This is a genomic window from Pseudarthrobacter sp. TE3704, from assembly GCF_056279405.1.
In genome coordinates this window covers 345,218-366,384 of sequence record NZ_JBWCCJ010000002.1, presented here as the reverse complement: position 1 = coordinate 366,384, position 21,167 = coordinate 345,218, and the positions used below count along the sequence as shown (strand labels likewise).

17 protein-coding genes are annotated in these 21,167 nt (G+C 66.8%); 10 read left to right on the top strand and 7 right to left on the bottom strand.

Annotated elements, in window-relative coordinates; all coding sequences use genetic code 11:
• Positions 1 to 7: 7 nt before the first annotated feature.
• Positions 8 to 877 carry an aldo/keto reductase gene (locus tag ACZ9BC_RS05650; RefSeq protein ID WP_476245105.1) on the bottom strand — a complete coding sequence of 290 codons (870 nt, stop codon included), beginning with the start codon at positions 875 to 877 and terminating at the stop codon, positions 8 to 10.
• 145 nt (positions 878 to 1,022) lie between these two features.
• Between ACZ9BC_RS05650 and glpK the strand changes: the two genes are divergently transcribed.
• Positions 1,023 to 2,537, top strand: coding sequence for a glycerol kinase GlpK (gene glpK / locus ACZ9BC_RS05645; protein ID WP_476245104.1), 1,515 nt, complete (start codon positions 1,023 to 1,025; stop codon positions 2,535 to 2,537).
• 154 nt (positions 2,538 to 2,691) lie between these two features.
• Here glpK and ACZ9BC_RS05640 read toward each other — a convergent pair whose 3' ends face one another.
• Together ACZ9BC_RS05640 and ACZ9BC_RS05635 are read right to left on the bottom strand one after the other, a co-directional pair.
• On the bottom strand, positions 2,692 to 3,153 hold the full coding sequence (locus ACZ9BC_RS05640) for a PEP-utilizing enzyme (protein WP_476245103.1): 462 nt from the start codon (positions 3,151 to 3,153) through the stop codon (positions 2,692 to 2,694).
• Entirely contained in the window at positions 3,134 to 4,981 is a 1,848-nt protein-coding gene (locus ACZ9BC_RS05635; protein WP_476245102.1) for a PEP/pyruvate-binding domain-containing protein, read from the bottom strand. The genes ACZ9BC_RS05640 and ACZ9BC_RS05635 overlap by 20 nt, the downstream gene beginning before the upstream one ends.
• Before the next feature lie 295 nt (positions 4,982 to 5,276).
• Here ACZ9BC_RS05635 and leuS point away from each other — a divergent pair, with 295 nt between their 5' ends.
• From leuS to holA, 5 genes are all read left to right on the top strand, one after another.
• A complete protein-coding gene (gene leuS / locus ACZ9BC_RS05630) occupies positions 5,277 to 7,805 on the top strand; it encodes a leucine--tRNA ligase (RefSeq protein WP_476245101.1) in 2,529 nt (842 codons plus the stop codon).
• Between the two features lie 67 nt (positions 7,806 to 7,872).
• A complete protein-coding gene (locus ACZ9BC_RS05625) occupies positions 7,873 to 8,850 on the top strand; it encodes a DegV family protein (protein ID WP_476245100.1) in 978 nt (325 codons plus the stop codon).
• Between the two features lie 49 nt (positions 8,851 to 8,899).
• Positions 8,900 to 9,832: a ComEA family DNA-binding protein gene (locus ACZ9BC_RS05620; RefSeq protein WP_476245099.1), complete on the top strand. Its 933-nt coding sequence runs from the start codon at positions 8,900 to 8,902 to the stop codon at positions 9,830 to 9,832.
• A 13-nt stretch (positions 9,833 to 9,845) separates the two neighbouring features.
• Positions 9,846 to 11,888, top strand: coding sequence for a ComEC/Rec2 family competence protein (locus ACZ9BC_RS05615; RefSeq protein WP_476245098.1), 2,043 nt, complete (start codon positions 9,846 to 9,848; stop codon positions 11,886 to 11,888).
• Positions 11,822 to 12,838, top strand: a complete 1,017-nt coding sequence (gene holA, locus ACZ9BC_RS05610) for a DNA polymerase III subunit delta (protein ID WP_115525845.1) — start codon at positions 11,822 to 11,824, stop codon at positions 12,836 to 12,838. The genes ACZ9BC_RS05615 and holA overlap by 67 nt, the downstream gene beginning before the upstream one ends.
• 140 nt (positions 12,839 to 12,978) lie before the next feature.
• Here the strand turns inward: holA and rpsT are convergent, their stop codons facing one another.
• Both rpsT and ACZ9BC_RS05600 read right to left on the bottom strand, forming a co-directional pair.
• Positions 12,979 to 13,239, bottom strand: coding sequence for a 30S ribosomal protein S20 (rpsT, locus tag ACZ9BC_RS05605; protein WP_056739236.1), 261 nt, complete (start codon positions 13,237 to 13,239; stop codon positions 12,979 to 12,981).
• Positions 13,240 to 13,407: 168 nt separating this feature from the next.
• Positions 13,408 to 14,004: a type II toxin-antitoxin system PemK/MazF family toxin gene (locus tag ACZ9BC_RS05600; protein WP_476245097.1), complete on the bottom strand. Its 597-nt coding sequence runs from the start codon at positions 14,002 to 14,004 to the stop codon at positions 13,408 to 13,410.
• A 173-nt stretch (positions 14,005 to 14,177) separates the two neighbouring features.
• On the opposite strand from ACZ9BC_RS05600, the gene lepA reads away from it, so the two are divergent.
• Together lepA and hemW are read left to right on the top strand one after the other, a co-directional pair.
• Positions 14,178 to 16,031 carry a translation elongation factor 4 gene (lepA, locus tag ACZ9BC_RS05595; RefSeq protein WP_079596183.1) on the top strand — a complete coding sequence of 618 codons (1,854 nt, stop codon included), beginning with the start codon at positions 14,178 to 14,180 and terminating at the stop codon, positions 16,029 to 16,031.
• Positions 16,032 to 16,067: 36 nt separating this feature from the next.
• Positions 16,068 to 17,297, top strand: coding sequence for a radical SAM family heme chaperone HemW (hemW, locus tag ACZ9BC_RS05590; protein ID WP_476245096.1), 1,230 nt, complete (start codon positions 16,068 to 16,070; stop codon positions 17,295 to 17,297).
• Positions 17,298 to 17,372: 75 nt separating this feature from the next.
• Here hemW and ACZ9BC_RS05585 read toward each other — a convergent pair whose 3' ends face one another.
• Complete coding sequence (locus ACZ9BC_RS05585; protein ID WP_079596181.1) at positions 17,373 to 17,792, bottom strand: DUF4870 domain-containing protein; 420 nt, start codon at positions 17,790 to 17,792, stop codon at positions 17,373 to 17,375.
• Positions 17,793 to 17,911: 119 nt separating this feature from the next.
• On the bottom strand, positions 17,912 to 18,763 hold the full coding sequence (locus tag ACZ9BC_RS05580) for a DUF3097 domain-containing protein (protein WP_476245095.1): 852 nt from the start codon (positions 18,761 to 18,763) through the stop codon (positions 17,912 to 17,914).
• A 177-nt stretch (positions 18,764 to 18,940) separates the two neighbouring features.
• On the opposite strand from ACZ9BC_RS05580, the gene hrcA reads away from it, so the two are divergent.
• Both hrcA and dnaJ read left to right on the top strand, forming a co-directional pair.
• Positions 18,941 to 19,954: a heat-inducible transcriptional repressor HrcA gene (hrcA, locus tag ACZ9BC_RS05575; RefSeq protein ID WP_476245094.1), complete on the top strand. Its 1,014-nt coding sequence runs from the start codon at positions 18,941 to 18,943 to the stop codon at positions 19,952 to 19,954.
• A gap of 84 nt (positions 19,955 to 20,038) precedes the next feature.
• Positions 20,039 to 21,166 carry a molecular chaperone DnaJ gene (gene dnaJ / locus ACZ9BC_RS05570; protein ID WP_079596178.1) on the top strand — a complete coding sequence of 376 codons (1,128 nt, stop codon included), beginning with the start codon at positions 20,039 to 20,041 and terminating at the stop codon, positions 21,164 to 21,166.
• The last annotated feature ends 1 nt before the right edge of the window (position 21,167 follow it).

Below are 21,167 nucleotides of genomic sequence, written 5' to 3'. Positions count from 1 at the left end.
CGTGGCCTTAGTTGACGTTGTCCGGGTGGGAGCCGGTGCGCTGTCCCCGCTCAAGTCCTGCGAGTGCAGCCATGTCCCGGTCGGAGAGTTCGAAGCGGAACACGTCCAGGTTCTCCCGGATGCGGGCCTCGGAGCTGGCTTTGGGCACGGCGGCGTGCCCTAGCTGCACATGCCAGCGGAGGATGATCTGGGCGGGTGTCCTGCGGTGTTCCGCCGCGCACGCCTGGACAACAGGGTCAGCCAGGACCTGGCCGCGGCCCAGGGGGCTCCACGCTTCGGTCATGATGCCCAGCTCGCGGTGCTTGCCGCGCAGTTCCTCCTGCTGCAGCCACGGGTGCAGTTCCACCTGGTTGACGGCCGGAACCACTTCGGCCGTCTGCATCAGGCGGTCCAGGTGGGCGGGCTGGAAATTGCTGACGCCGATGGCACGCACCCTGCCTTCCCGGTAGAGCGTCTCGAGCGCCCGGTAGGTCTCCGGAAAAAGCCCCTTCCGCGGGCAGGGCCAGTGGATGAGGTACATGTCCACGTAGTCCAGCCCCAGGTTCACCATGGAGGTATCGAAGGCCTGCAGCGTGGCGTCGTACCCGTGGTGGTCGTTCCACACCTTGGTGGTGATGAACACGTCCTCCCTGGACAGCGCCGGAAAAGATTCACCCGACCCGCCGCTGCCGGGTTGCGTGCTGAGCTGCGGGCCGATGCCGCGTGCCACGCCAAGTTCGTTGCCATACATGGCCGCGGTGTCGAAACGCCGGTAGCCGGCATCAAGTGCGACGGCGACAAGCCCTTCCGCGTTTTGCGCAGGCACCTTGTACAGCCCGAAGCCAAGCTGGTCGATCAGCACGCCATTGTTCAGGCTGAGCTTGGGTGAGGTTCTCATAACACCGACTCTACCCATTCAGTGTGGCGGGGCCTTCGAAATCCACCAGCTCCGCGCGGTGGCTTCCAGGGCTTGTCACGAGTCCGGTGCGATCATTGCAGGGACGGGCGCTTGCCGACAGCCGCCACCAAGACAAGGACGTCACATGAACCAGTACATACTCGCCCTCGACCAGGGCACCACCAGCACCCGCGCGATCATATTTGACCACAGCGGGGCGATCGTCTCATCGGGCCAGATGGAACACGAACAGATCTTCCCCCAGGCGGGATGGGTTGAGCACAATCCGGCCGAGATCTGGAACAACACCCGGGAGGTCATCGCCTCCGCCCTGGCCAAGGCGAACCTGACACGGCACGATATTGCCGCCGTCGGAATCACCAACCAGCGCGAGACCGCTGTGGTGTGGGACAAAACCACCGGCGAGGCCGTGTACAACGCCATCGTGTGGCAGGACACGCGCACGCAGGACATCGTGGATGAGCTGGCCAGGGACGGGGGAGCGGACCGCTTCAAACAGAAAGTGGGCCTGCCGCTGGCAACCTACTTCTCCGGCACCAAGATCATGTGGATCCTGGACAACGTGGCCGGCGCCCGGGAAAAAGCCGAGGCCGGTGATTTGGTGTTCGGCAACACCGACGCCTGGGTTCTTTGGAACCTGACCGGCGGCGTGGACGGCGGAGTCCACGTCACCGACGTCTCCAACGCCTCCCGCACGCTGTTCATGGACCTGGAGACCCTGCAGTGGGACGACGAAATCCTCGGGATCTTCGGGGTCCCGCGGAGCATGATGCCGGAGATCCGATCCTCCTCGGAGGTCTACGGCCGCGTGCACACGTCCCAGTTGCTCAGGGAAACTCCGGTGGCCGGCATCCTGGGCGACCAGCAGGCGGCGACCTTCGGACAGGCAGCCTTCCAGACCGGCGAGGCCAAGAACACCTATGGCACCGGCTGCTTCCTGATCTTCAACACCGGCGAAGAGATCGTCCATTCCAGGAACGGCCTCCTCACCACGGTGGCCTACAAACTCGGCGGCTCCGCACCCCACTACGCCCTGGAAGGTTCCATCGCCGTCACCGGCTCCCTCATCCAGTGGTTGCGGGACAACCTGGGAATGATCAGCAGCGCCCCCGAGGTGGAAACCCTGGCCGCATCCGTCAAGGACAACGGCGGTGTGTACATCGTGCCGGCGTTCTCCGGCCTGTTCGCCCCCTATTGGCGCTCCGATGCGCGCGGCGCCATCGTGGGTCTCACCCGCTTCGTCAACAAGAACCACATCGCCCGTGCCGCACTGGAAGCCACCGCATTCCAGACCCGGGAGGTGCTGGACGCGGTCAACGCGGACTCCGGCGTGCCGCTCACCGAACTGAAGGTCGACGGCGGCATGGTCGCCAACGACGCGCTGATGCAGTTCCAGTCCGACATCCTGGGCGTGCCGGTCATCCGTCCCATGGTCGTGGAAACCACTGCCCTCGGCGCAGCCTACGCCGCAGGCCTCGCCGTCGGCTTCTGGAAGGACCTCGGCGAACTCTCGGCCAACTGGTCCGAGGACAAGCGCTGGGAACCCCAACTGGACCAGGCCGAACAGGACAGGCAGCTGCGGCTGTGGAGGAAGGCCGTCACCAAGTCCATGGATTGGGTGGACGAGGACGTGAAGTAACCCAGTCTGAACGAGGAAGGCGGCCCCTGCCCCGCCCGTCCCCAGCTGCTCCCAACACTCGCAAGCTCGTGTCGGGGCCCTCGCAGCAGTGGGCCCCTCACGGGTGCCCACCACACCCGGGCGAGGGGCCGCCTTCCTCGTTTCCCGGCTTCTGTCAGCCCTCGTGGGTTTCGATAATGCCGGCGTTGCCATCGACTGTTACTAACTGTCCTGTTCTCAGGACGTGGGTGGCGTTGCCGGTGCCCACCACTGCGGGGATGCCGTACTCACGTGCAATCAGGGAGGCATGCGCTGCCAGATTGCCGCCGTCGGTGACTACTGCCGCGGCATCCGTGAAAAGCGGGGTCCAGGCCGGCGTCGTGACCCTCGCTACCAGGACTTCGCCCGGCATGAACCGGGCGAAGTCCCCGGGGCCGTCGACCACGCACACCCGGCCCATGGCCCGGCCCGGGCTGGCCGGATGCCCCACAATCGCACCGCCCGGCAGGTTCCTGGTGCTCCGGGCCGAATTGGCAATGCGGTCAAAGGCGTTGCCCAGCAGCGGCGGCATCTTACCCAGGGTCAGCGGGGCTGCCAGCTTTCGCTGCCGGAGCCAGTCAGCCCGGCGCCGGGACACGGCATCCTTCTTGGGGCGGCGCGTCCGTACGCAGGGCATCCAGCGTTACGAAGTAGACGTCGTCAGGGGCCGCGATGATCCCGCGGGCATGGAGACGGGCGCCCAACTCCACGGCACAGCGGCGAAGCAGTGGCCAGCCCAGGGTGAAGTCCCGCACCTGCTCTTCGCGGAGGATTGCGTAGTGCTGTGCCACGCTCAGGAGGACTTCGAACTTTTTCAGCCGAGGGGTTCCCCTGAGTACCGCGCGGCACGCCGCCTCAGCTGTTGTTCGCCGCTCAGCTGCCACCGTGGCGGGCACACGAAGCGGTCCGGACGTGCCACCGGACTCCGCGTAGGAGGGGAAGCGTTCACCCGCCGTCGGGTGGTACCAGTCGATGCTGTATACGGCATGGGGAACAACGGCAGGCAGGGGCGACAGGCCGCCCAGAAGGACCTGGTACCCCATGGCGTTCTCCGAATCGGGTGCTGCCGCTGCGAGCGCGCCGGCGAGGTGCCGGCGCCAAAACCTGCCCAGGGCAACTTCCATTTTCCATGCGGCGCCGCCTGTGGCCGAGATAAACCAGAGATATTCCCCAGCTTGCCTGGCCACCTCATCCACAATGGACATCAGTTCCGGCATTGTTGCAGTAGGCACTGCCCGCTGCGATGAGTCGATAAGGGCCTTGTAAGCAGGCAGGCAGTCTTGGCGCCATGTGCCCTCAAGGCCGCGAAGGATTGTCCTGTCCGCACCCGCCGGGTCGAACGTGGGCCGCAGGACGGCGTTGATGAAGAACGACAAGGACTGTCTGGCCTCCCCACCGAAGAGCATCCGGGGGATGGACGTGGGACTGGGCGGGGAAAAGTAATACCAGCCGTTGACTACCCCGCTGAACACGGGCGCGGCGACTCCCAGGGTCTCTCCCAATGTCCCGTTGAAGGCATCATCCATCCGCGGGACCAGCCAGTCCATGAACAAGGGCGTCACAGGTTCGGGGAGCCATTCGCCCAGCCGGAAATTCCTCACCCAGATGCCTTTGCCTGGCGGTTCCCACACCACGGGATCAGGCAGGGCGGTCATGGGGCGGGCCTGCAGGATCTGGACATGGCCGTCGCGGTCCGCCGCCCATTCAATGTCCTGCGGGCAGCCGAAATGCAGGGCGATCCTGCCCGCAATGGCGGCCACCGCCGTCGCGGTTTCACCCGACAGGACTGCGCCCTCACCGCGCGCCTGCATGGGCCGTCCCGCCCGGACGATCCATTCCTCTCCTGCCTGCAGGCCCGAGACGAGGCTCTCACCCAGCCCTTGGACAGCGGAGATGACGGTTTCGCTGCGGTCCCCGGTCAGGGGGTTGGCGGTGAAGGCGACGCCTGCGGCCGCGGCATCCACCATCTGCTGTACCAGGACGGCCATGCCCTGGCCTGCATGCGCCGGACCAAGGTCATAGCGATGCTGCTCGAGGCCCGACTCGTAGGCGCGGACGCGGTCCGCCGTGGCAGCGTCACAACAGCGTTCGACGGCGGCAGCCAGGCCAGCGGCGGACACGTTGAGGTAGCTCTCATACATGCCCGCGAACGACGCCCCGGGCAGGTCCTCGGCGGAGGCCGAGGACCGCACAGCATACGGGCCAGGCCCGGCCCTGCGGGCAGCGGCCTGGAGTGTGCCATCCAGCCCGGCGCCGGCGTCCTGCGTCCTGGCTGTTGCGAGGGCAGTGCAGGTCACAACGAATCCGGCCGGGACCGGGAACCCGGCCGCGGCCAGCCCGGACAAGGCCGCAGCCTTGCTGCCGGCGGTTTCCCTTGCCAGCGCGGCGGGGTGGTCCAGAGGGGGAAACAGGATGTCTTCGCTCACGGGAGTCACCGGTCCGGATCAGTTGTTGCGCGGACCCCAGTCTATTCCTGCGCTTCCGGGCAGGACAGGGCCGTCTACGCAGCGGCACCGCGGTGCTACGGTGCGCTAAAGTAGTTCCATGCGTGCGATCCTTCTGCTTAGTTAGCCGCCAGGTGTCCGGGACAACGGACAGCTGAGCGGCAGCCCCTCCATGGTGAGGGGCTTTTGTGTGTCCGGGAGTATTTCCGGGCCGGCAGCAGGAGGATCAGGCCGTTATGGCAGCACAGATGCCGTAACAGAACAGAAGAGGGCAGCAGTGGGCGTTCAGCCGGAGACAGAGACCGGAACAGCAGCAACAGTGGCGGCGGATGGGCCCGAGGAGGGCACCTACAGCTTCACGGCCATGGAGGCCAAATGGCCCCAGGTGTGGGAAGACCTGAAGGTCTTTACCCCTGTCGACGACGGATCACGGGAACGCCGGTACGTGCTGGACATGTTCCCCTACCCGTCGGGCGACCTGCACATGGGCCACGCCGAAGCGTTCGCCATGGGGGACGTGGTGGCACGCTACCTGCGCCAGCAGGGCTACGACGTGCTCCACCCGATCGGTTGGGACTCCTTCGGGCTGCCTGCCGAGAACGCCGCCATCAAGCGCAACGCCCACCCGAGCGAGTGGACCTACGCGAACATCGACACCCAGGCGGCGTCCTTCAAGCGTTACGCCATCTCGGCTGACTGGTCGCGCCGGCTGCACACCTCGGACCCCGAGTACTACCGCTGGACGCAGTGGCTCTTCAAGCGGTTCTACGAGCGCGGCCTGGCGTATCGCAAGGACTCGCCGGTCAACTGGTGCCCGAAGGACCAGACTGTCCTCGCGAACGAGCAGGTTGTCAACGGAGCCTGCGAGCGCTGCGGCACCACGGTCACCAAGAAGTCGCTGAACCAGTGGTACTTCAAGATCACCGATTACGCCGACCGGTTGCTGGATGACATGGAAGAGCTGCGGGGCCACTGGCCCGAGCGGGTCCTGGCCATGCAGAAAAACTGGATCGGCCGTTCCGAAGGTGCCCACGTCAACTTCGTGATCGAGGCCGACGGCGGCAAGCCCGCCAAGGACGTTACGGTCTTCACTACCCGCCCGGACACGCTGTACGGCGCCACGTTCTTCGTGGTGGCAGCCGATGCGCCACTCGCCGTCGAACTCGTCACGGAGGAGCACGCCGCTGCCCTGGACGAATACCGCGAGAAGGTCAAGGCGCTCACCGAAATCGAGCGCCAGTCCACCGAGCGGGAAAAAACCGGCGTGTTCACCGGCCGCTATGCCGTGAACCCGCTGAACGGGGAGAAGCTTCCCGTCTGGGCCGCCGATTACGTCCTGGCTGACTACGGCACGGGCGCCATCATGGCCGTCCCCGCCCACGACCAGCGCGACCTCGACTTCGCCCGCAAGTTCGACCTCCCCGTACGCGCCGTCCTGGACACCGGCGAGGAGGACCCCGCAGTCTCCGGAACCGCGACGGCAGGGGAAGGTACCCTGATCAACTCCGGCGATCTGGACGGCCTGCCCAAGTCCGAAGCCATCCCCGCCGCCATCGCCATCCTGGAAAAGCAGGGCACGGGCGAAAAGTTCGTCAACTTCCGCCTGCGCGACTGGCTGCTGAGCCGCCAGCGCTTCTGGGGCACCCCCATCCCGATCATCCACTGCCCCGCCTGCGGCGAGGTGGCAGTTCCGGACGAGCAGCTGCCCGTCACGCTCCCGGCTGACCTCCGCGGCGAGGACCTGTCGCCGAAGGGGACGTCCCCGCTGGCTGCCGCCGAGGCCTGGGTCAACGTTGAATGCCCCAACTGCCATGGACCTGCCAAGCGGGACACCGACACCATGGACACGTTCGTGGACTCGTCCTGGTACTTCCTGCGTTTTGTGTCGCCGCAGTACACCGAGGGTCCCTTCGATCCGGAAAAGATCAACGATTGGATGCCGGTGGGCCAGTACGTGGGCGGCGTGGAGCACGCCATCCTGCACCTGCTGTACGCGCGGTTCTTCACCAAGGTCATCCACGACCTCGGCATGATCGACGCCGACGAGCCGTTCAGTGCCCTGCTGAACCAGGGCCAGGTGCTCAACGGCGGCAAGGCCATGAGCAAGTCCCTGGGCAACGGTGTTGACCTCGGCGAGCAGCTGGACAAGTACGGCGTGGACGCCGTCCGCCTGACCATGATTTTCGCCTCCCCGCCGGAGGACGACGTCGATTGGGCGGACGTGTCGCCGTCGGGTTCCGCGAAGTTCCTGGCCCGGGCCTGGCGGCTTGCGCAGGACGTCACCAGCCAGCCCGGTGTTGACCCCTCGGCCGGTGACCGGGCGCTGCGCTCCGTCACGCACCGGACCATTGCCGATGCCGCGGCGCTGCTGGACAACAACAAGTTCAACGTGGTGGTGGCCAAGCTGATGGAGTTGGTCAACGCGACCCGCAAGACCATCGACGCCGGCGCAGGCGGGGCCGATCCTGCTGTCCGCGAGGCTGCCGAGGCCGTTGCCGTCATCCTCAGCCTCTTCGCGCCGTACACGGCCGAGGACATGTGGAACGTCCTGGGCCACCCGGCTTCCGTCGCGAACGCCGGCTGGCCTGTCCACGATGAGGCGCTGCTGGTCCAGGCGACCGTCACCGCCGTCGTCCAGGTCCAGGGCAAGGTCCGCGACAGGCTCGAAGTCTCCCCGGACATCAGCGAGGACGAACTGCGTGAACAGGCACTGGCCAGCGAAAACGTCCAGCGCGCCCTTGACGGCCGCGGCATCCGCACCGTTATTGTCCGCGCACCTAAACTGGTGAACATCGTCCCGGCCTAGCACCCAGCAAGCCGGCCCCGGCCACCGGAATAACTCCGGTGGCCGGTCACCGACACCAGGAGGCCACTTGCCCGAGAGAAACACCGCCGCCTGGACCTGGTTCCGTGCGCGCCTGGCGGGCCTCCGCCCCCCAGCCAGGCCGGGAGCCGCCGTCGTACGCACGGCGGTGGTGACCGACTCCGCTGCTGCCCTGCCGGCAGAGTGGATGAACGGGCTGGAGGCAGAGGGACTGCTGACGGTCATTCCGATGCCCGTGATGGTGGGCGCGGAAATTTACGGCGAGGGCGAAGACGACATCCTCGAGACCATCGCGCTGGCCCTGGCCGCGGGGACGGCGGTGAAGACGTCGCGGCCTTCCCCGGGCCAGTTCGAGAACGCCTACCGTGCCGCCCAGCGGTTGGGGTACGAGGCCGTGGTGTCCATCCACATCTCCGGGGAACTTTCGGGCACAGCCGACGCCGCGCGGCTGGCTGCTGCGCGTGTGGACATTCCCGTGGAAGTGGTTGACTCACGCACCGTCGGCATGGCCTTGGGCATGGCGGTGCAGACCGGAGTGGCCGCCGCGGCAGCAGGTGCGGACGCGGCGGGGACCGCTGCTGCCGCAGCAAGCCAGGCTGCGCGCACCAAAGTGTATTTTTACGTGCCCAGCCTTGAGCAGCTCCGCCGTGGCGGACGGATCGGCGCGGCGGCCTCCCTGGTGGGAACCATGCTCGCCATCAAACCGATTCTGGCGGTGGATGACGGCAAGATCGTTCCGCTGGAGAAAGTGCGTTCAGCAGCCAAGGCAGTGGCGCGCCTGGAGGAAATCGTTGTCGCCGAGGCGGAAGCACGGATTGGGGCCGTGAGGCTGGCCGTCCACCACTTCGGAAATCCGGAGGAAGCCGAAAGCCTGGCCGTCCGGCTGTCGGCGGCGCTGCCCCACTGCCCGCCCGCCCAGATCAGTTCCCTGCCGGCCGTGCTGGCCGCGCATGCGGGGCTGGGGGTCCTGGCCGTCATCGTGGGCCAGGAAACTGCCGGGGCTGATGCGGCGCAACTGTCCACATAGCCGCCGCCGGTCCTGTTGCCGCGTGGCCGGATGTACCTAGCGTGAAGGCATGTCACGCCGGGATGCTGGAGCAGCAGGTCATCAGGCGCGCCATGCCAGGGACAGGCTGCAGGCCACCCTTGGGCCCGGCCCCGGGGGCCTCCTGCTGGAAGGGAGCGGGGAGCAGGCGTTTGAATACCTGGGCCCGGAGCAGGGGGACTCGGACGGCCTTGAGGGGCACGGGAACGGTGGAGGCCCCGAATCCCTTGGCTCCCCGAAGGTGGGGCCCGCGCTGCGGTGGCGGGTGGGCATGCGCGTCGCCATCCTCCTGGGAATCCTAGCCGTAGCTGTGGGGGCGCTGTTCTGGTGGCAGACCGCATCCGGGCGGCCGGAAATCCTGCCCCTGAGCGGAATCAGCCCGGGCGGAACCGAAGCGACAGGCGGGGATGCAGCGGAAGAGGGTGCCGGGCAGCCGGAGGTCGATGCGCAGCCTGGTGGTGGCGTGGAGCCGGGGGGAGGGGATCCCCCGGGCCGTGATCCGTCCTCCGGCACGCTGGTGGTCCATGTCGCCGGTGCCGTGGCCAGCCCGGGCGTGGTCCACCTGCCCGCCGGAAGCCGTGTCCACGAGGCCATCGCGGCCGCCGGCGGCGGAACCCCGGATGCCGACCTGAACCGCCTCAACCTTGCCCTCGTTGTCGAGGACGCCCAGAAGATCCACGTCCCGCGGCACGGGGAAGCAGCTCCGGCGGGACCGGAAAGTTCAGGAACCCCTGGTCCCGGCGCCGGTGGGGCTGCGGGCGCACCGGCGGGGTCGAAGATCAACATCAACACGGCGGAGGCCGCTGAACTTGATGCCCTGCCCAAGGTGGGCCCGGTGCTTGCCCAGCGGATCGTGGACTGGCGCAAGGAACACGGAGCGTTCAAGAGTATCGAGGAACTGGATGCCGTTGACGGCGTCGGGCCCAAGATGCTTGAGGCGTTGCTGCCGCTGGTGACGGTATGAAGCGGGACCGGCCATGAACGGCAGCCAAATGGGCACCGGCGGAGGGCAGCGGAGGCCCAGCCCCTGGAGCCGCTACGTGGCGTCAGCCGTCCGGGGCGGGGCAGCTGATGCTCCCTCCGTTGAAGTGGATGCCGTAGGGGACCGGGTCCCGTTGCCTGCCCGGGATGCCCCGGCCGGCCGTTCGGGGCAGCGCCCTTCGGGACGGCGGGCGCCCCGCCCCGCAGGACCCCATCGCCGGGATATCCGTGAATATGGCGGAAGGCTTGCCCACTACGCCCGGGAGCGGGCCGGCACCAAAGGTGCGGGACAGGGGAACGACGCCGGCAATGAGGCCCCGAGGCGCCGCACCGACGTGCGCCTCGCGTTGCCGGCCGCCATGGTCTGGGGTGCATCCATCGCGGGCCTTTGGCTCACGCCGTCTGTCCTGGCTGTGCTGTGTATCGGGTTGCTTGCCCTGGCGGCATTTCTGCTGGTTCGGCTTGCACGGCTCGCCGGCCGCATACCCGCCCGGCGAAGCTTCCTCGCCACCACTGCTGTGGCCTGCGTGCTGGCCGCCGCCGCAGCAGCACACTCCTCCACAGCATCAAGCCAGCGGTTCGAGGGTCCCTTGGCCGCGGCCATAGCCTCGGGCAAGTCCGTTGTGGCCGTCGTCGAAGTGGCCGGGGCGCCGCGTGCCCTGGACGCGCCCGGGCAGGCAGGGCCGCCGGCGCGCTGGTCGGTTTCGGTCTGGACACGGGAGGTGACCACGGGCGGGATGTTGCTCCGGACCCGCGCGCAGTTGGTGGTGATGGGTGGCGACACGTGGGCAGCGCTGGTCCCCGGGCAATCCGTGCGTGCCACCGGAAAGCTCCGGCCCCCAAACCCCGGGCGGCAGGAGGCAGGCACCCTTACCGCGTCATCCGCACCGGGCATGCCCACCGGCGGGGAGAGGCTGGAGGGCGCGGCCAAGGATTTGCGGACGCGTTTTGTTGCGGCCTCGGCCTTCCTGTCGCCTGATGCCGCAGGCCTGCTCCCGGGAATGGTCACAGGGGATACCAGCGCCCTGGATGAGGGGCTGGAAAACTCGATGAAAGCTGTGGGCATGACGCACCTGACGGCGGTCAGCGGGGCCAACTGCAGCCTGGTTCTCGGTGCCGTCCTGCTCGCCTGCCGGCGGTTCCGCCTGCCGCGCATTCCTGCGGCGGCGGTTGCCCTCACGGTATTGGGGCTGTTCGTGGTGCTGGTGGGCCCGGATGCGAGTGTCCTGCGGGCCGCCTTGATGGGGGCGGTGGGGGTGGTTGCGTTGGCGGGAGGCCGTTCAGGCCGGGGACTGAGCTTCCTCTGCCTGGCCGTTATGGGATTACTCCTCCTGGACCCCGGGCTTGGCGGCAGTTTCGGCTTCCTGCTGTCGGTTCTCGCGACGCTCGGGATTATCGTCCTGGGCCGGCGCATCATCGAGTGGACGCCTGCTGCAGTTCCCCGCTGGGCAGCTGCAGCCGTGGCGGTCCCGTTGTCGGCCCAGCTGCTGTGCGGGCCGGTGATTGTGCTGCTGCAGCCCCAGTTCTCCACGTATTCGCTCCTGGCCAACGTGGTCGCTTCGCCGCTGGTGGCGCCCGTGACGCTGCTGGGGACAGCGGCCGTTCCCCTTGTTGTCCTGGCACCCTGGCTGGCAACCGTGCTGATCGCGGTGGCGGGGACGTTCAGCGCCGGGGTGGCCGGCACGGCCCGGATCGCCGCCGGCCTTCCCGGCTCGGCCTTGGCCTGGCCCGAGGGCGTCCCCGGGCTGCTGTCCATGGTGCTCTTTTCGATTCTGACAGTGGCCGCTGTGTGGGCGGTGGCCCGGCCCCGGCGGGCCCTGGACCTGGTTCTCGCTTCGCACCGGCACACGGTGGTGCTCCTTGGACTGCTCGAGCGGCACGTCGCTGCCGTCCGGGCCCGCTGCGGCTTTGACCGCGGGCCGGGACGTGGCAGGCTGGGATACTCCACAAAACTTTCCGGAAGGAACCCCCGATGGCCGCTGCGCAAAAGCGAGCAACCCGTTCCCCGGCGTCGAATGCCGCCACCTGGCGTGACGTAACCCCTGCCGCCGTCGTCCTGGTCAGCGGGCCTGAGGAATACCTGGGCATCAGGGCCATGGACACGATCCGCGCGCAGGTCCGGGCAGCGGCTCCGGACGTGGAAGTGAGCCGCATCAACGCGGCAGGCTACGAGGCCGGAACGCTGCTGATGCAGGTCAGCCCGTCACTGTTCGGTGAAAGCAAACTGATCGAGGTGGAAGGCGTCGAAGCCATGAACGACGCCTTCCTCGCTGACGCCCTTCGGTACCTGGACCATACGGAACCGGACGCCGTGCTGGTCCTGCGGCACGCCGGGGGAACGCGCGGCAAAAAGCTTTTGGACGCCATCAAGAAGGCCGGCTGGCCCGTGGTTGACTGCCAGCCCCTGAAAAAGGACGCCGACAAGATGGCGTTCGTTTCCGCCGAATTCAAGACCGCAGGGCGCCGCATCGAACAGGAAGCCGTCCTTGCCCTCGTCAACGCAGTCGGAGCCAACCTTTCCGAGCTCGCGGCCGCATGCAGCCAATTGGTGGCAGACGCCGGCACCACAGTGACGTCGGAAGTGGTGGACCGCTACTACGGAGGGCGGATCGAGGCCACCGCATTCAAGGTGGCCGATGCCGCGATGGCAGGCAACGGCCCCTTGGCGCTGTCCACGCTCCGCCACGCACTGGCTACCGGCGCCGACCCGGTTCCGCTCGTGGCAGCCCTCGCCGCCAAACTGCGCACCGTAGCCCGGGTGGCGGGAGCCTCCGGTTCCTCAGCCCAGATCGCGTCGGAACTGGGAATGCAGCCCTGGCTGGTGGAACAGGCCCAACGCGACGTCCGCCGCTGGACACCGGAAGGGCTGGTGCGCTCCATCCAGGCAACTGCCGAAGCCGACGCCCAGGTCAAGGGATTGTCCCGCGACCCGGTGTACGCGGTAGAGCATGCCGTGACGGTGATAGCGATGTCCGTCCAGGGCAGGTAACGCGCCCCCGCGCCCGTGCACGCGGGGGCCGCTGACCCGTTGCGGCCCCGCTTCACGGTGCTGCCTATTGGTGCTTAAAGATGTGTGGCCGGTACCCGAGGATACCGGCCACAACCATCAGTTCAGACGAACTGGAAACCTTAGAGTGCGTTGACCTTCTTGGAGATCGCCGACTTGCGGTTCGCTGCGTTGTTCTTGTGCAGAACACCCTTGCTGACAGCCTTGTCCAGCTTGCGGCTGGCAGTAACCAGGGCAGCAGCAGCTGCATCCTTGTCCGTGGACTCAACGGCGGTGTTGACGGCGCGGATGGCCGTCTTCAGCTCGGACTTGACTGCGTTGTTGCGCAGGCGTGCCTTCTCGTTGGTGAGGATGCGCTTCTTCTGGGACTTGATATTCGCCACGTGTGAACTCTCTTTTTAATGCGGAAATGGTCTAGAGGGCTTTCAGATTGGCCATTGACTGAGCGGCGTGGGGATACCTATGGCGGCCAACCATCAGTGGCCGTCGACCTGCACGGACACACAGCTATAAAGAATAGCAGGTCAGGCGCCGGACTGGCCATTTTGCCGTTAAGACCAGCCGTGTCGCTGCCGCAGCCCGGCTGCCACGCTGTCGAAGCGCGCCCGGTCCAGGACCGCGCCTTCCCGCCGGATGCTGTCCGGCCTGATCTGCAGGATGCGGTCAAGCTTGGCCTCACTCGGCCGGCCCTGCCGGTCCCAGCTTCCCTTGCCCAGGTCCACATATTCGGTGGAAACCGACGCGGCGGGTATGCGGTCCCGGCTGGTCAGCATCAGCCCCAGCAGGTAGGGCCCGCTGCGCCCTACCAGGAGGACCGGGCGGTCCTTCCCGCGGGTGTGGTCCTCTTCGTACGGAACCCACGCCCACACCACTTCGCCCGGATCGGGCGCACCGTCTGGCTGCGGCGCATATGAGATTTCTAACCGCCCCTGGAAATCGCCGGGGTAGGGGTCTCCGGGACGGTCCGCGGAAACAGCACCTGTGGAAGCTGCATTCCGGGAACCGGAATTCCTGGACGTGGAATCCCGGGAAGCGCGGTCCTGTGAGGGGCGAAGGCCGGCGGGTGGTGTTGCCCGTCCTGCTTTCCGCAGCAGCCGGAAGCCGCTTCCGGCGGCGTTTCCCAGGGAACGGAGGAGGTTGATAGCCATTCCGCCACCCTATAGCCGGCGGTGCGCGGGGGAATGACGGCAGATCGAGGATGGAATGCAGTGCCACAGGTCCGGACGTGGGACACTGGATGTTCCAGATGTGCGGCTTAACCGCAGGGGCCTTTTGCAGTGCCCCGGCGGTGCCGCGTGAATGCCAACAGTAAGGACCCTGCGTGTCTCCCATGGCCCGCACCGCCCCGGTGCCCGCCGCGACAGATCCGGCCCTCATTCGGAACTTCTGCATCATCGCGCATATTGACCACGGTAAGTCCACCCTGGCAGACCGCATGCTGCAGTTCACCGGCGTCGTTCAGTCCCGCGACATGAAGGCCCAGTACCTGGACCGGATGGACATCGAACGCGAGCGCGGCATCACCATCAAGTCCCAGGCAGTCCGCATGCCCTGGGAACTCGACGGCACCAGTTACGCGCTGAACATGATCGACACCCCGGGCCACGTGGACTTCACCTACGAGGTTTCCCGCTCGCTGGCCGCATGCGAAGGGGCGATCCTCCTGGTGGACGCAGCCCAGGGTATTGAGGCCCAGACCCTCGCCAACCTGTACCTGGCGATGGAAAACAACCTCACGATCATTCCGGTCCTGAACAAGATCGACCTCCCGGCAGCCCAGCCCGAGAAGTACGCGGCCGAACTTGCCAGCCTGATCGGTGGGGATCCGGAGGACGTCCTTCGGGTCTCGGGAAAGACCGGCATGGGCGTTGAAGCCCTGCTGGACAAGATTGTCCGCGACCTGCCGGCCCCCGAAGGCGACGCAGACGCCCCCGCCCGTGCCATGATCTTCGACTCCGTCTATGACACCTACCGCGGCGTGGTGACCTATGTCCGCGTGGTGGACGGCATGCTCCACCCCCGCGAACGCATCCAGATGATGTCCACGCGGGCCACGCACGAACTCCTTGAGATCGGCGTAAGCTCACCGGAGCCCACACCCTCCAAGGGCCTGGGCGTCGGCGAAGTGGGCTACCTCATCACCGGGGTGAAGGATGTCCGCCTGTCCAAGGTGGGCGACACCGTCACCAACCTCGCCAAACCGGCGGCTGATTCCCTGCCCGGCTACGCCGATGCCAAGCCGATGGTCTTCTCCGGCCTGTACCCGCTGGACGGCACGGACTATCCGGTGCTCCGCGATGCGCTGGAGAAGCTGATGCTCAACGACGCCGCCCTCGTCTACGAACCTGAAACGTCCGCTGCCCTGGGCTTCGGTTTCCGCGTGGGCTTCCTCGGCCTGCTCCATTTGGAAATCACCCGCGAGCGGCTGGAACGCGAATACAACCTGGACCTCATTTCCACCGCCCCGAACGTGGAATACGAGGTGACGCTGGAGGACAAGAAGGTGGTCCATGTGACCAACCCCAGCGAATACCCCTCCGGCAAAATATCCGAGGTCCGCGAGCCCATGGTCTCCGCAACTATCCTGGCCCCCAACGAGTTTGTTGGTGCCATCATGGAGCTGTGCCAGAGCCGCCGCGGTGTGATGGGCGGCATGGACTACCTGTCCGAGGACCGGGTGGAAATCCGGTACCGCCTGCCGCTCGCCGAGATCGTGTTCGACTTCTTTGACATCCTCAAGTCCAAGACCCGCGGTTACGGTTCCCTGGACTGGAAGGCCGACGGCGACCAGGTGGCCGACCTGGTGAAGGTGGACATCATGCTCCAGGGTGAGCAGGTGGATGCGTTCTCCGCCATCACCCACCGCGACAAGGCCTACTCCTACGGGGTCATGATGACCACCAAGCTGCGCGAACTCATTCCCCGCCAGCAGTTCGAGGTGCCCATCCAGGCAGCCATTGGCTCCCGGATCATTGCCCGCGAAAGCATCCGCGCCATCCGCAAGGACGTCCTGGCCAAGTGCTACGGCGGTGACATCTCCCGTAAGCGCAAACTGCTGGAGAAGCAAAAGGAAGGCAAGAAGCGCATGAAGATGGTGGGCCGCGTTGAGGTCCCGCAGGAGGCCTTCATCGCCGCACTCACCACCGACGAATCCAAGGACAAGGCCAAGAAGTAGTGATGATGGTGGCCGGACATAACCAGGGCCGCAACGATGCCTAGCGTTCTTCCACTCGGCGACCCGGCGCCGTCGGACGGACTGCTGCCTGCCCAGGCAGCGGAAGGTGCGGCGGACCGGGCATTCGGGTTGTATGTGCACATTCCGTTCTGCGCCGTCCGTTGTGGTTACTGCGACTTCAACACCTACACCGCCACCGAACTGGGCGGCGGTGCGTCGCAGGATGCCTACGCCCAAACCGCGGCGTCCGAGGTGGCGCTGGCGGCCAAGGTGCTGGCCGGGTCCGGGATCCCCGACCGGAAGCTCAGCACCGTCTTCTTCGGCGGCGGCACTCCCACGCTGCTTCCCGCGGACGACCTTGCCCTGATTCTTCGGACGGCCATCGACCAGTGGGGGATCGAGGACGGCGCCGAAGTCACCACGGAGGCCAATCCCGACTCCGTCACGCCCGAATCCCTCGCCATTTTGAAAGACGCCGGGTTCACCCGGATCTCGTTCGGCATGCAGTCGGCGGTTCCGCATGTGCTCAAGGTCCTGGACCGGACGCACACGCCCAGCCGGGTGCCGGAGGTTGTGCAGTGGGCGCGCGAGGCGGGTCTCGCCGTCAGCCTAGACCTGATCTATGGAACGCCGGGGGAGTCCCTGGCCGACTGGCGCCACACACTGGACACGGCGTTGTCGTACGGTCCGGACCACATCAGCGCCTACGCGCTGATCATCGAGGACGGCACCAAGCTGGCCGCCCAGATCCGCCGTGGTGAGGTTCCCGGGATTGACGACGACGACCATGCGGACAAGTACGAGCTCGCCGATGAGCTGATCACCAAAGCCGGGCTGGGCTGGTACGAAGTCAGCAACTGGGCCCGTACCCCGGACCATGCCTGCCGCCACAACCTCGCCTATTGGCGCGGGGACGACTGGTGGGGGATCGGCCCCGGCGCGCACTCCCACATGGGCGGTGTCCGCTGGTGGAACGTCAAGCACCCCACTGCCTACGCCGGCCGCCTGGCCCAGGGCCTGTCCCCGGCCGCGGGCAGGGAAACCTTGGACCTGGAAACCCGGAACATCGAGCGCGTCATGCTCGAAGCCCGCCTTCAGGCCGGGCTTGAGGTGGCCGCCCTGAGCGCCGTGGGTCGGCATGAGATTGCCGGGCTGATTGCCGACGGCCTGGTGGACCCGGCCGCGGCGTTCCGGGGGAAACTGGTCCTCACCCTCAAGGGACGCCTGCTGGCTGACGCCGTGGTCCGCCGCATCCTTCCCGAGTAATCCGCTAAACCAACACGGGTCACTCCCGGCCCAAAAGCGCGTGGTTGTTGGGCAGGGAGTGACCCCGTGTTGCGGTTACTTGATCCAGCGAAGGTTGTACGGGTAGCGGTGCGGCTGGCCGCGGTTGACGTGGATCCCGGCGGCCACGGAGAAGCAGGTGAGGGCGATCCAGATGAGGGTCGCGATCACGGCAAAAATGTTGCCGATTACGGGGATGAAAACCAGGATATTGGCCACCACGGCCGCGATGGTGGGCGGGAGGCTGAAGTTGAGGGCTTCCTTGGACTCCTGGGCGGTGAACGGGCCCCGGTCCCTGAAAATGAGGAAGATCAGCAGCGCAGGAACGCAGCCGAGGATCCCGCCAAAGTGCGCCAGCGTGGCCCACTGCCGGTCCTCGCCCGCCGTCAGGGGCAGCGCATTCGCCGGGACGCCGTGGTATTCCGAGCGGCCCGCGCCGCCCTGGCTGTCCCTGTGATCACGTGCGTTTTCTGACACAGTCTGTTCCTTCGAGAGTGCAAATGGTGCGGATGCCGGTGGTTGGGTGCGGTGCCTGCCCCTTTTTCGCAGGCACCGCAGTACCAAGAATACTGGCTATCCGGGTGCTGGCTGCCCAATCAAGGAACAGTGAGGAAGTCGATCACTTCCTCAACCCGCCCCAGCAGGGATGCTTCCAGGTCTGCATAGCTGCGGACAGCCCCCAACAGCTTCTGCCATCCCAGCCCGATGTCTTCCTTCGTGGCGTGGGGCCAGCCGAAAGCGGCCAGGATCCCGGTCTTCCAGTCCTGCCCCCGTGGCACAACGGGCCACTTCTCGATGCCGAGGACAGCGGGCCGGATGGCCTGCCACACGTCCACGTAGGGATGGCCCACGATGAGCACGTTCCCCGCCGCGCCGGGAGACGCCATGACGGCATCAGCGATGCGCGACTCCTTGGAGTCCGGCACAAGGTGGTCCACGAGCACGCCCAGGCGCCGTCCCGGTCCGGGCCGGAAGTCGGCCACTGCGCCGGCCAGGTCGTCAATGCCGTGCAGGGGTTCGACGACGATGCCCTCCACCCGAAGGTCGTCTCCCCACACTTTTTCCACCAGTTCGGCGTCGTGCTTTCCCTCCACCCAGATGCGGCTTGCCTTGGCTACCTGTGCGCGATGGCCGGCAACCCGCACCGAGCCGGAGGCTGTCCTTCCGGCGGCGGGGCCGGCCGTGGCCGGACGGGGTGCTGGGGGCATGAGGCGGATTGCGCGGCCTTCGAGGAGGAAGCCGAAACCCAGCCGGAAGGTCCGTGACTTCCCGCGGCGGTCCTCGAGGACCACCACGTGCATCCCACCGGACTTTTCCACCCGGGTGACGGCGCCGACCCAACCGGACTGGACGTCCTCCAGCACCATGCCGCGCTCAACGGGCACTTCGGGCAATTGGGTCCGGACGGGCGCGGACATGTCCCGGGGCCCCCAGTTCTGGTAATCCATGGATCGACTCCGCCTAGCGCTAGATCAGTGCCACCGGAATTTCGCCCGGAGCGGTACCAATGCTAACAACGGCCCGGGGCATAATAGACTGTTAGCACTTAGGCATGTCGAGTGCTAACCCTGGTGGTGGCACGGTGCGGGCGGCACGGCCGCCCTGACCCTGGATGGAGGTGGAGTGTGAGCGAGCCACGCAAGCTGGAAGTACTGCGGGCCATCGTGGAGGACTACGTCCACTCCCGCGAGCCGGTGGGATCCAAGGCCCTGGTCGAGAGGCATCATCTCGGCGTCTCCAGTGCGACAATCCGCAACGATATGGCGGCGCTGGAGGACGAGGGCCTGATCACCGCCCCGCACACCAGCGCGGGCCGGATTCCCACCGACAAGGGCTACCGTCTGTTCGTCGACCAGATTTCGGCCGTCAAACCCCTGTCGCAGGCCGAGCGCCGGGCCATCCAGTCGTTGCTCGAGGGCTCGGACGACCTCGACGATGTCCTGGACCGGACGGTCCGCCTGCTGTCGCAGCTCACCAACCAGGTGGCGGTGGTCCAGTATCCGCACCTGAGCCGTGCCCTGATCCGGCACATCGAATTCGTCCTGCTTGCTCCCCGCAAGGTGCTGGTGGTGCTGATCGCGAACAGCGGCAAAGTGGAACAGCGGGTCATCGACGTCGGGCAGGACATGGGGGACGACGCCCTGGCCGCCTTGCGGACCCGGTTCCTGGGTTCCCTTTCAGGAACGCCGCTCGGCCAGCTGGCCCAGTCACTTCCGGCCGTGGTGTCGGCCGTCAGTCCCAGCCAGAGGCCGGCCGCTCAGGCGTTGGCCCACGGGCTGGAGGTGCTGGCGCACAGCAGCCGTGAGGACCGGATGGTGATGGCGGGAACGGCGAACCTTGCACGGTCCAACGTCGATTTCCCGCTCAGCATCGGCCCCGTCCTGGAAGCCCTTGAGGAGCAGGTGGTCATGCTGCGGCTCTTGAGCGAGATGGCGCAGGACCACCGCGGCGTGGCCGTCAGCATCGGCCGCGAGAACCCCTACGACGGCCTTTCAGAGGCGTCTGTCGTGGCCACGGGATATGGCCCGGACAGCACGGCCAAGATTGGCGTGCTGGGGCCGACGCGCATGGACTATCCCACCACCATGGCCGCCGTCAGGGCTGTTGCCCGTTACCTTTCCCGGATCCTGGGACCCTGACCGGCGGTCCCGGCGCTTAGGCCGCCGGAACCACGGGCAGGGCACCCCGCATGCAGGCAGTACAACAAGGAAGAGATACGAACTTTGAGCAGCCACTATGACGTCCTTGGAGTCTCACCGGAGGCCACCGGCGAAGAAATCAAGAAGGCCTACCGAAAACTGGCCCGGACCCTGCACCCGGACGTTAACCCGGGTGAGGACGCCGCAGACCGCTTCAAGGCAGTAACCCACGCGTACGAGGTCCTTTCCGACCCCCAAAAGCGGCGCGTCTATGACACCACCGGCAACGAAAACGGTACGGACAACGGATTCGGCGGCGGCAGCTACGCCGGCCAGGGCTTCGCGTTCCAGGACATCTTTGACACGTTCTTTGGCGCCGGCGGCTCCACCGGGCCTGCCTCCCGTGTCCGCCGCGGCCAGGACGCCCTCATCAGTGTCCGGATCGACCTCCGCGATGCGGTGTTCGGCGTCAACAAGAAACTCGAAGTGGACACCGCGGTCACCTGCCCCACCTGCGAGGGATCATGCTGCCGGCCCGGCACCCACCCCGAACGGTGTGACATCTGCGGAGGCAGCGGCCAGGTCCAGCGGGCCGTTCGCTCCATCCTGGGCCAGGTCATGACGGCTGCGCCCTGCGGCAGCTGCGAAGGCTTCGGCACCGTCATCAAGGACCCCTGCAACGAATGCAGCGGCCAGGGACGGATCCGGAGCCGCCGGTCCCTGACCATCAAGGTTCCCGCCGGCGTGGCCACCGGCACCCGGATCCAGCTCTCGGGCCAGGGCGAGGCCGGGCCCGCCGGCGGACCCTCCGGTGACCTTTACGTGGAAATCCGCGTCAACAACGACGCCACCTACGTCCGCGACGGAGACGACCTCCACGCCACGCTGAACATCCCCATGACAGCCGCAGCGCTGGGTACAGAGGTAAGCCTTGAGACCTTCGACGGGACCCAGGAAATCGACGTCAAGCCCGGAACGCAGTCCGGTGAGATCATCACCCTCCGCGGCCTCGGCGTTACCCACCTGCGCGGCTACGGCCGCGGCGACCTGAAGGTGCACCTGCAGGTTGAGACCCCCGCAAAGCTGGATGCCGCCCAGGAGGACCTGCTGCGGCAGCTCGCCAAGATGCGCGGCGAGCAGATCACCGAGGGCAAACTCGCTGCCAGCGGCGGCATGTTCGCCAAACTCCGGGACCGCCTCGGTAACCTGTAGC

Excerpts from the sequence above, each read along its gene's own strand:
- ACZ9BC_RS05615 (WP_476245098.1), top strand. The coding sequence starts at position 9,846 with ATGAACGGCAGCCAAATGGGCACCGGCGGAGGGCAGCGGAGGCCCAGC.
- glpK (WP_476245104.1), top strand. The coding sequence starts at position 1,023 with ATGAACCAGTACATACTCGCCCTCGACCAGGGCACCACCAGCACCCGC.
- holA (WP_115525845.1), top strand. The coding sequence starts at position 11,822 with ATGGCCGCTGCGCAAAAGCGAGCAACCCGTTCCCCGGCGTCGAATGCC.
- hemW (WP_476245096.1), top strand. The coding sequence starts at position 16,068 with ATGCCTAGCGTTCTTCCACTCGGCGACCCGGCGCCGTCGGACGGACTG.
- ACZ9BC_RS05620 (WP_476245099.1), top strand. The coding sequence starts at position 8,900 with ATGTCACGCCGGGATGCTGGAGCAGCAGGTCATCAGGCGCGCCATGCC.
- ACZ9BC_RS05580 (WP_476245095.1), bottom strand. The coding sequence starts at position 18,763 with ATGGATTACCAGAACTGGGGGCCCCGGGACATGTCCGCGCCCGTCCGG.
- ACZ9BC_RS05600 (WP_476245097.1), bottom strand. The coding sequence starts at position 14,004 with ATGGCTATCAACCTCCTCCGTTCCCTGGGAAACGCCGCCGGAAGCGGC.
- ACZ9BC_RS05650 (WP_476245105.1), bottom strand. The coding sequence starts at position 877 with ATGAGAACCTCACCCAAGCTCAGCCTGAACAATGGCGTGCTGATCGAC.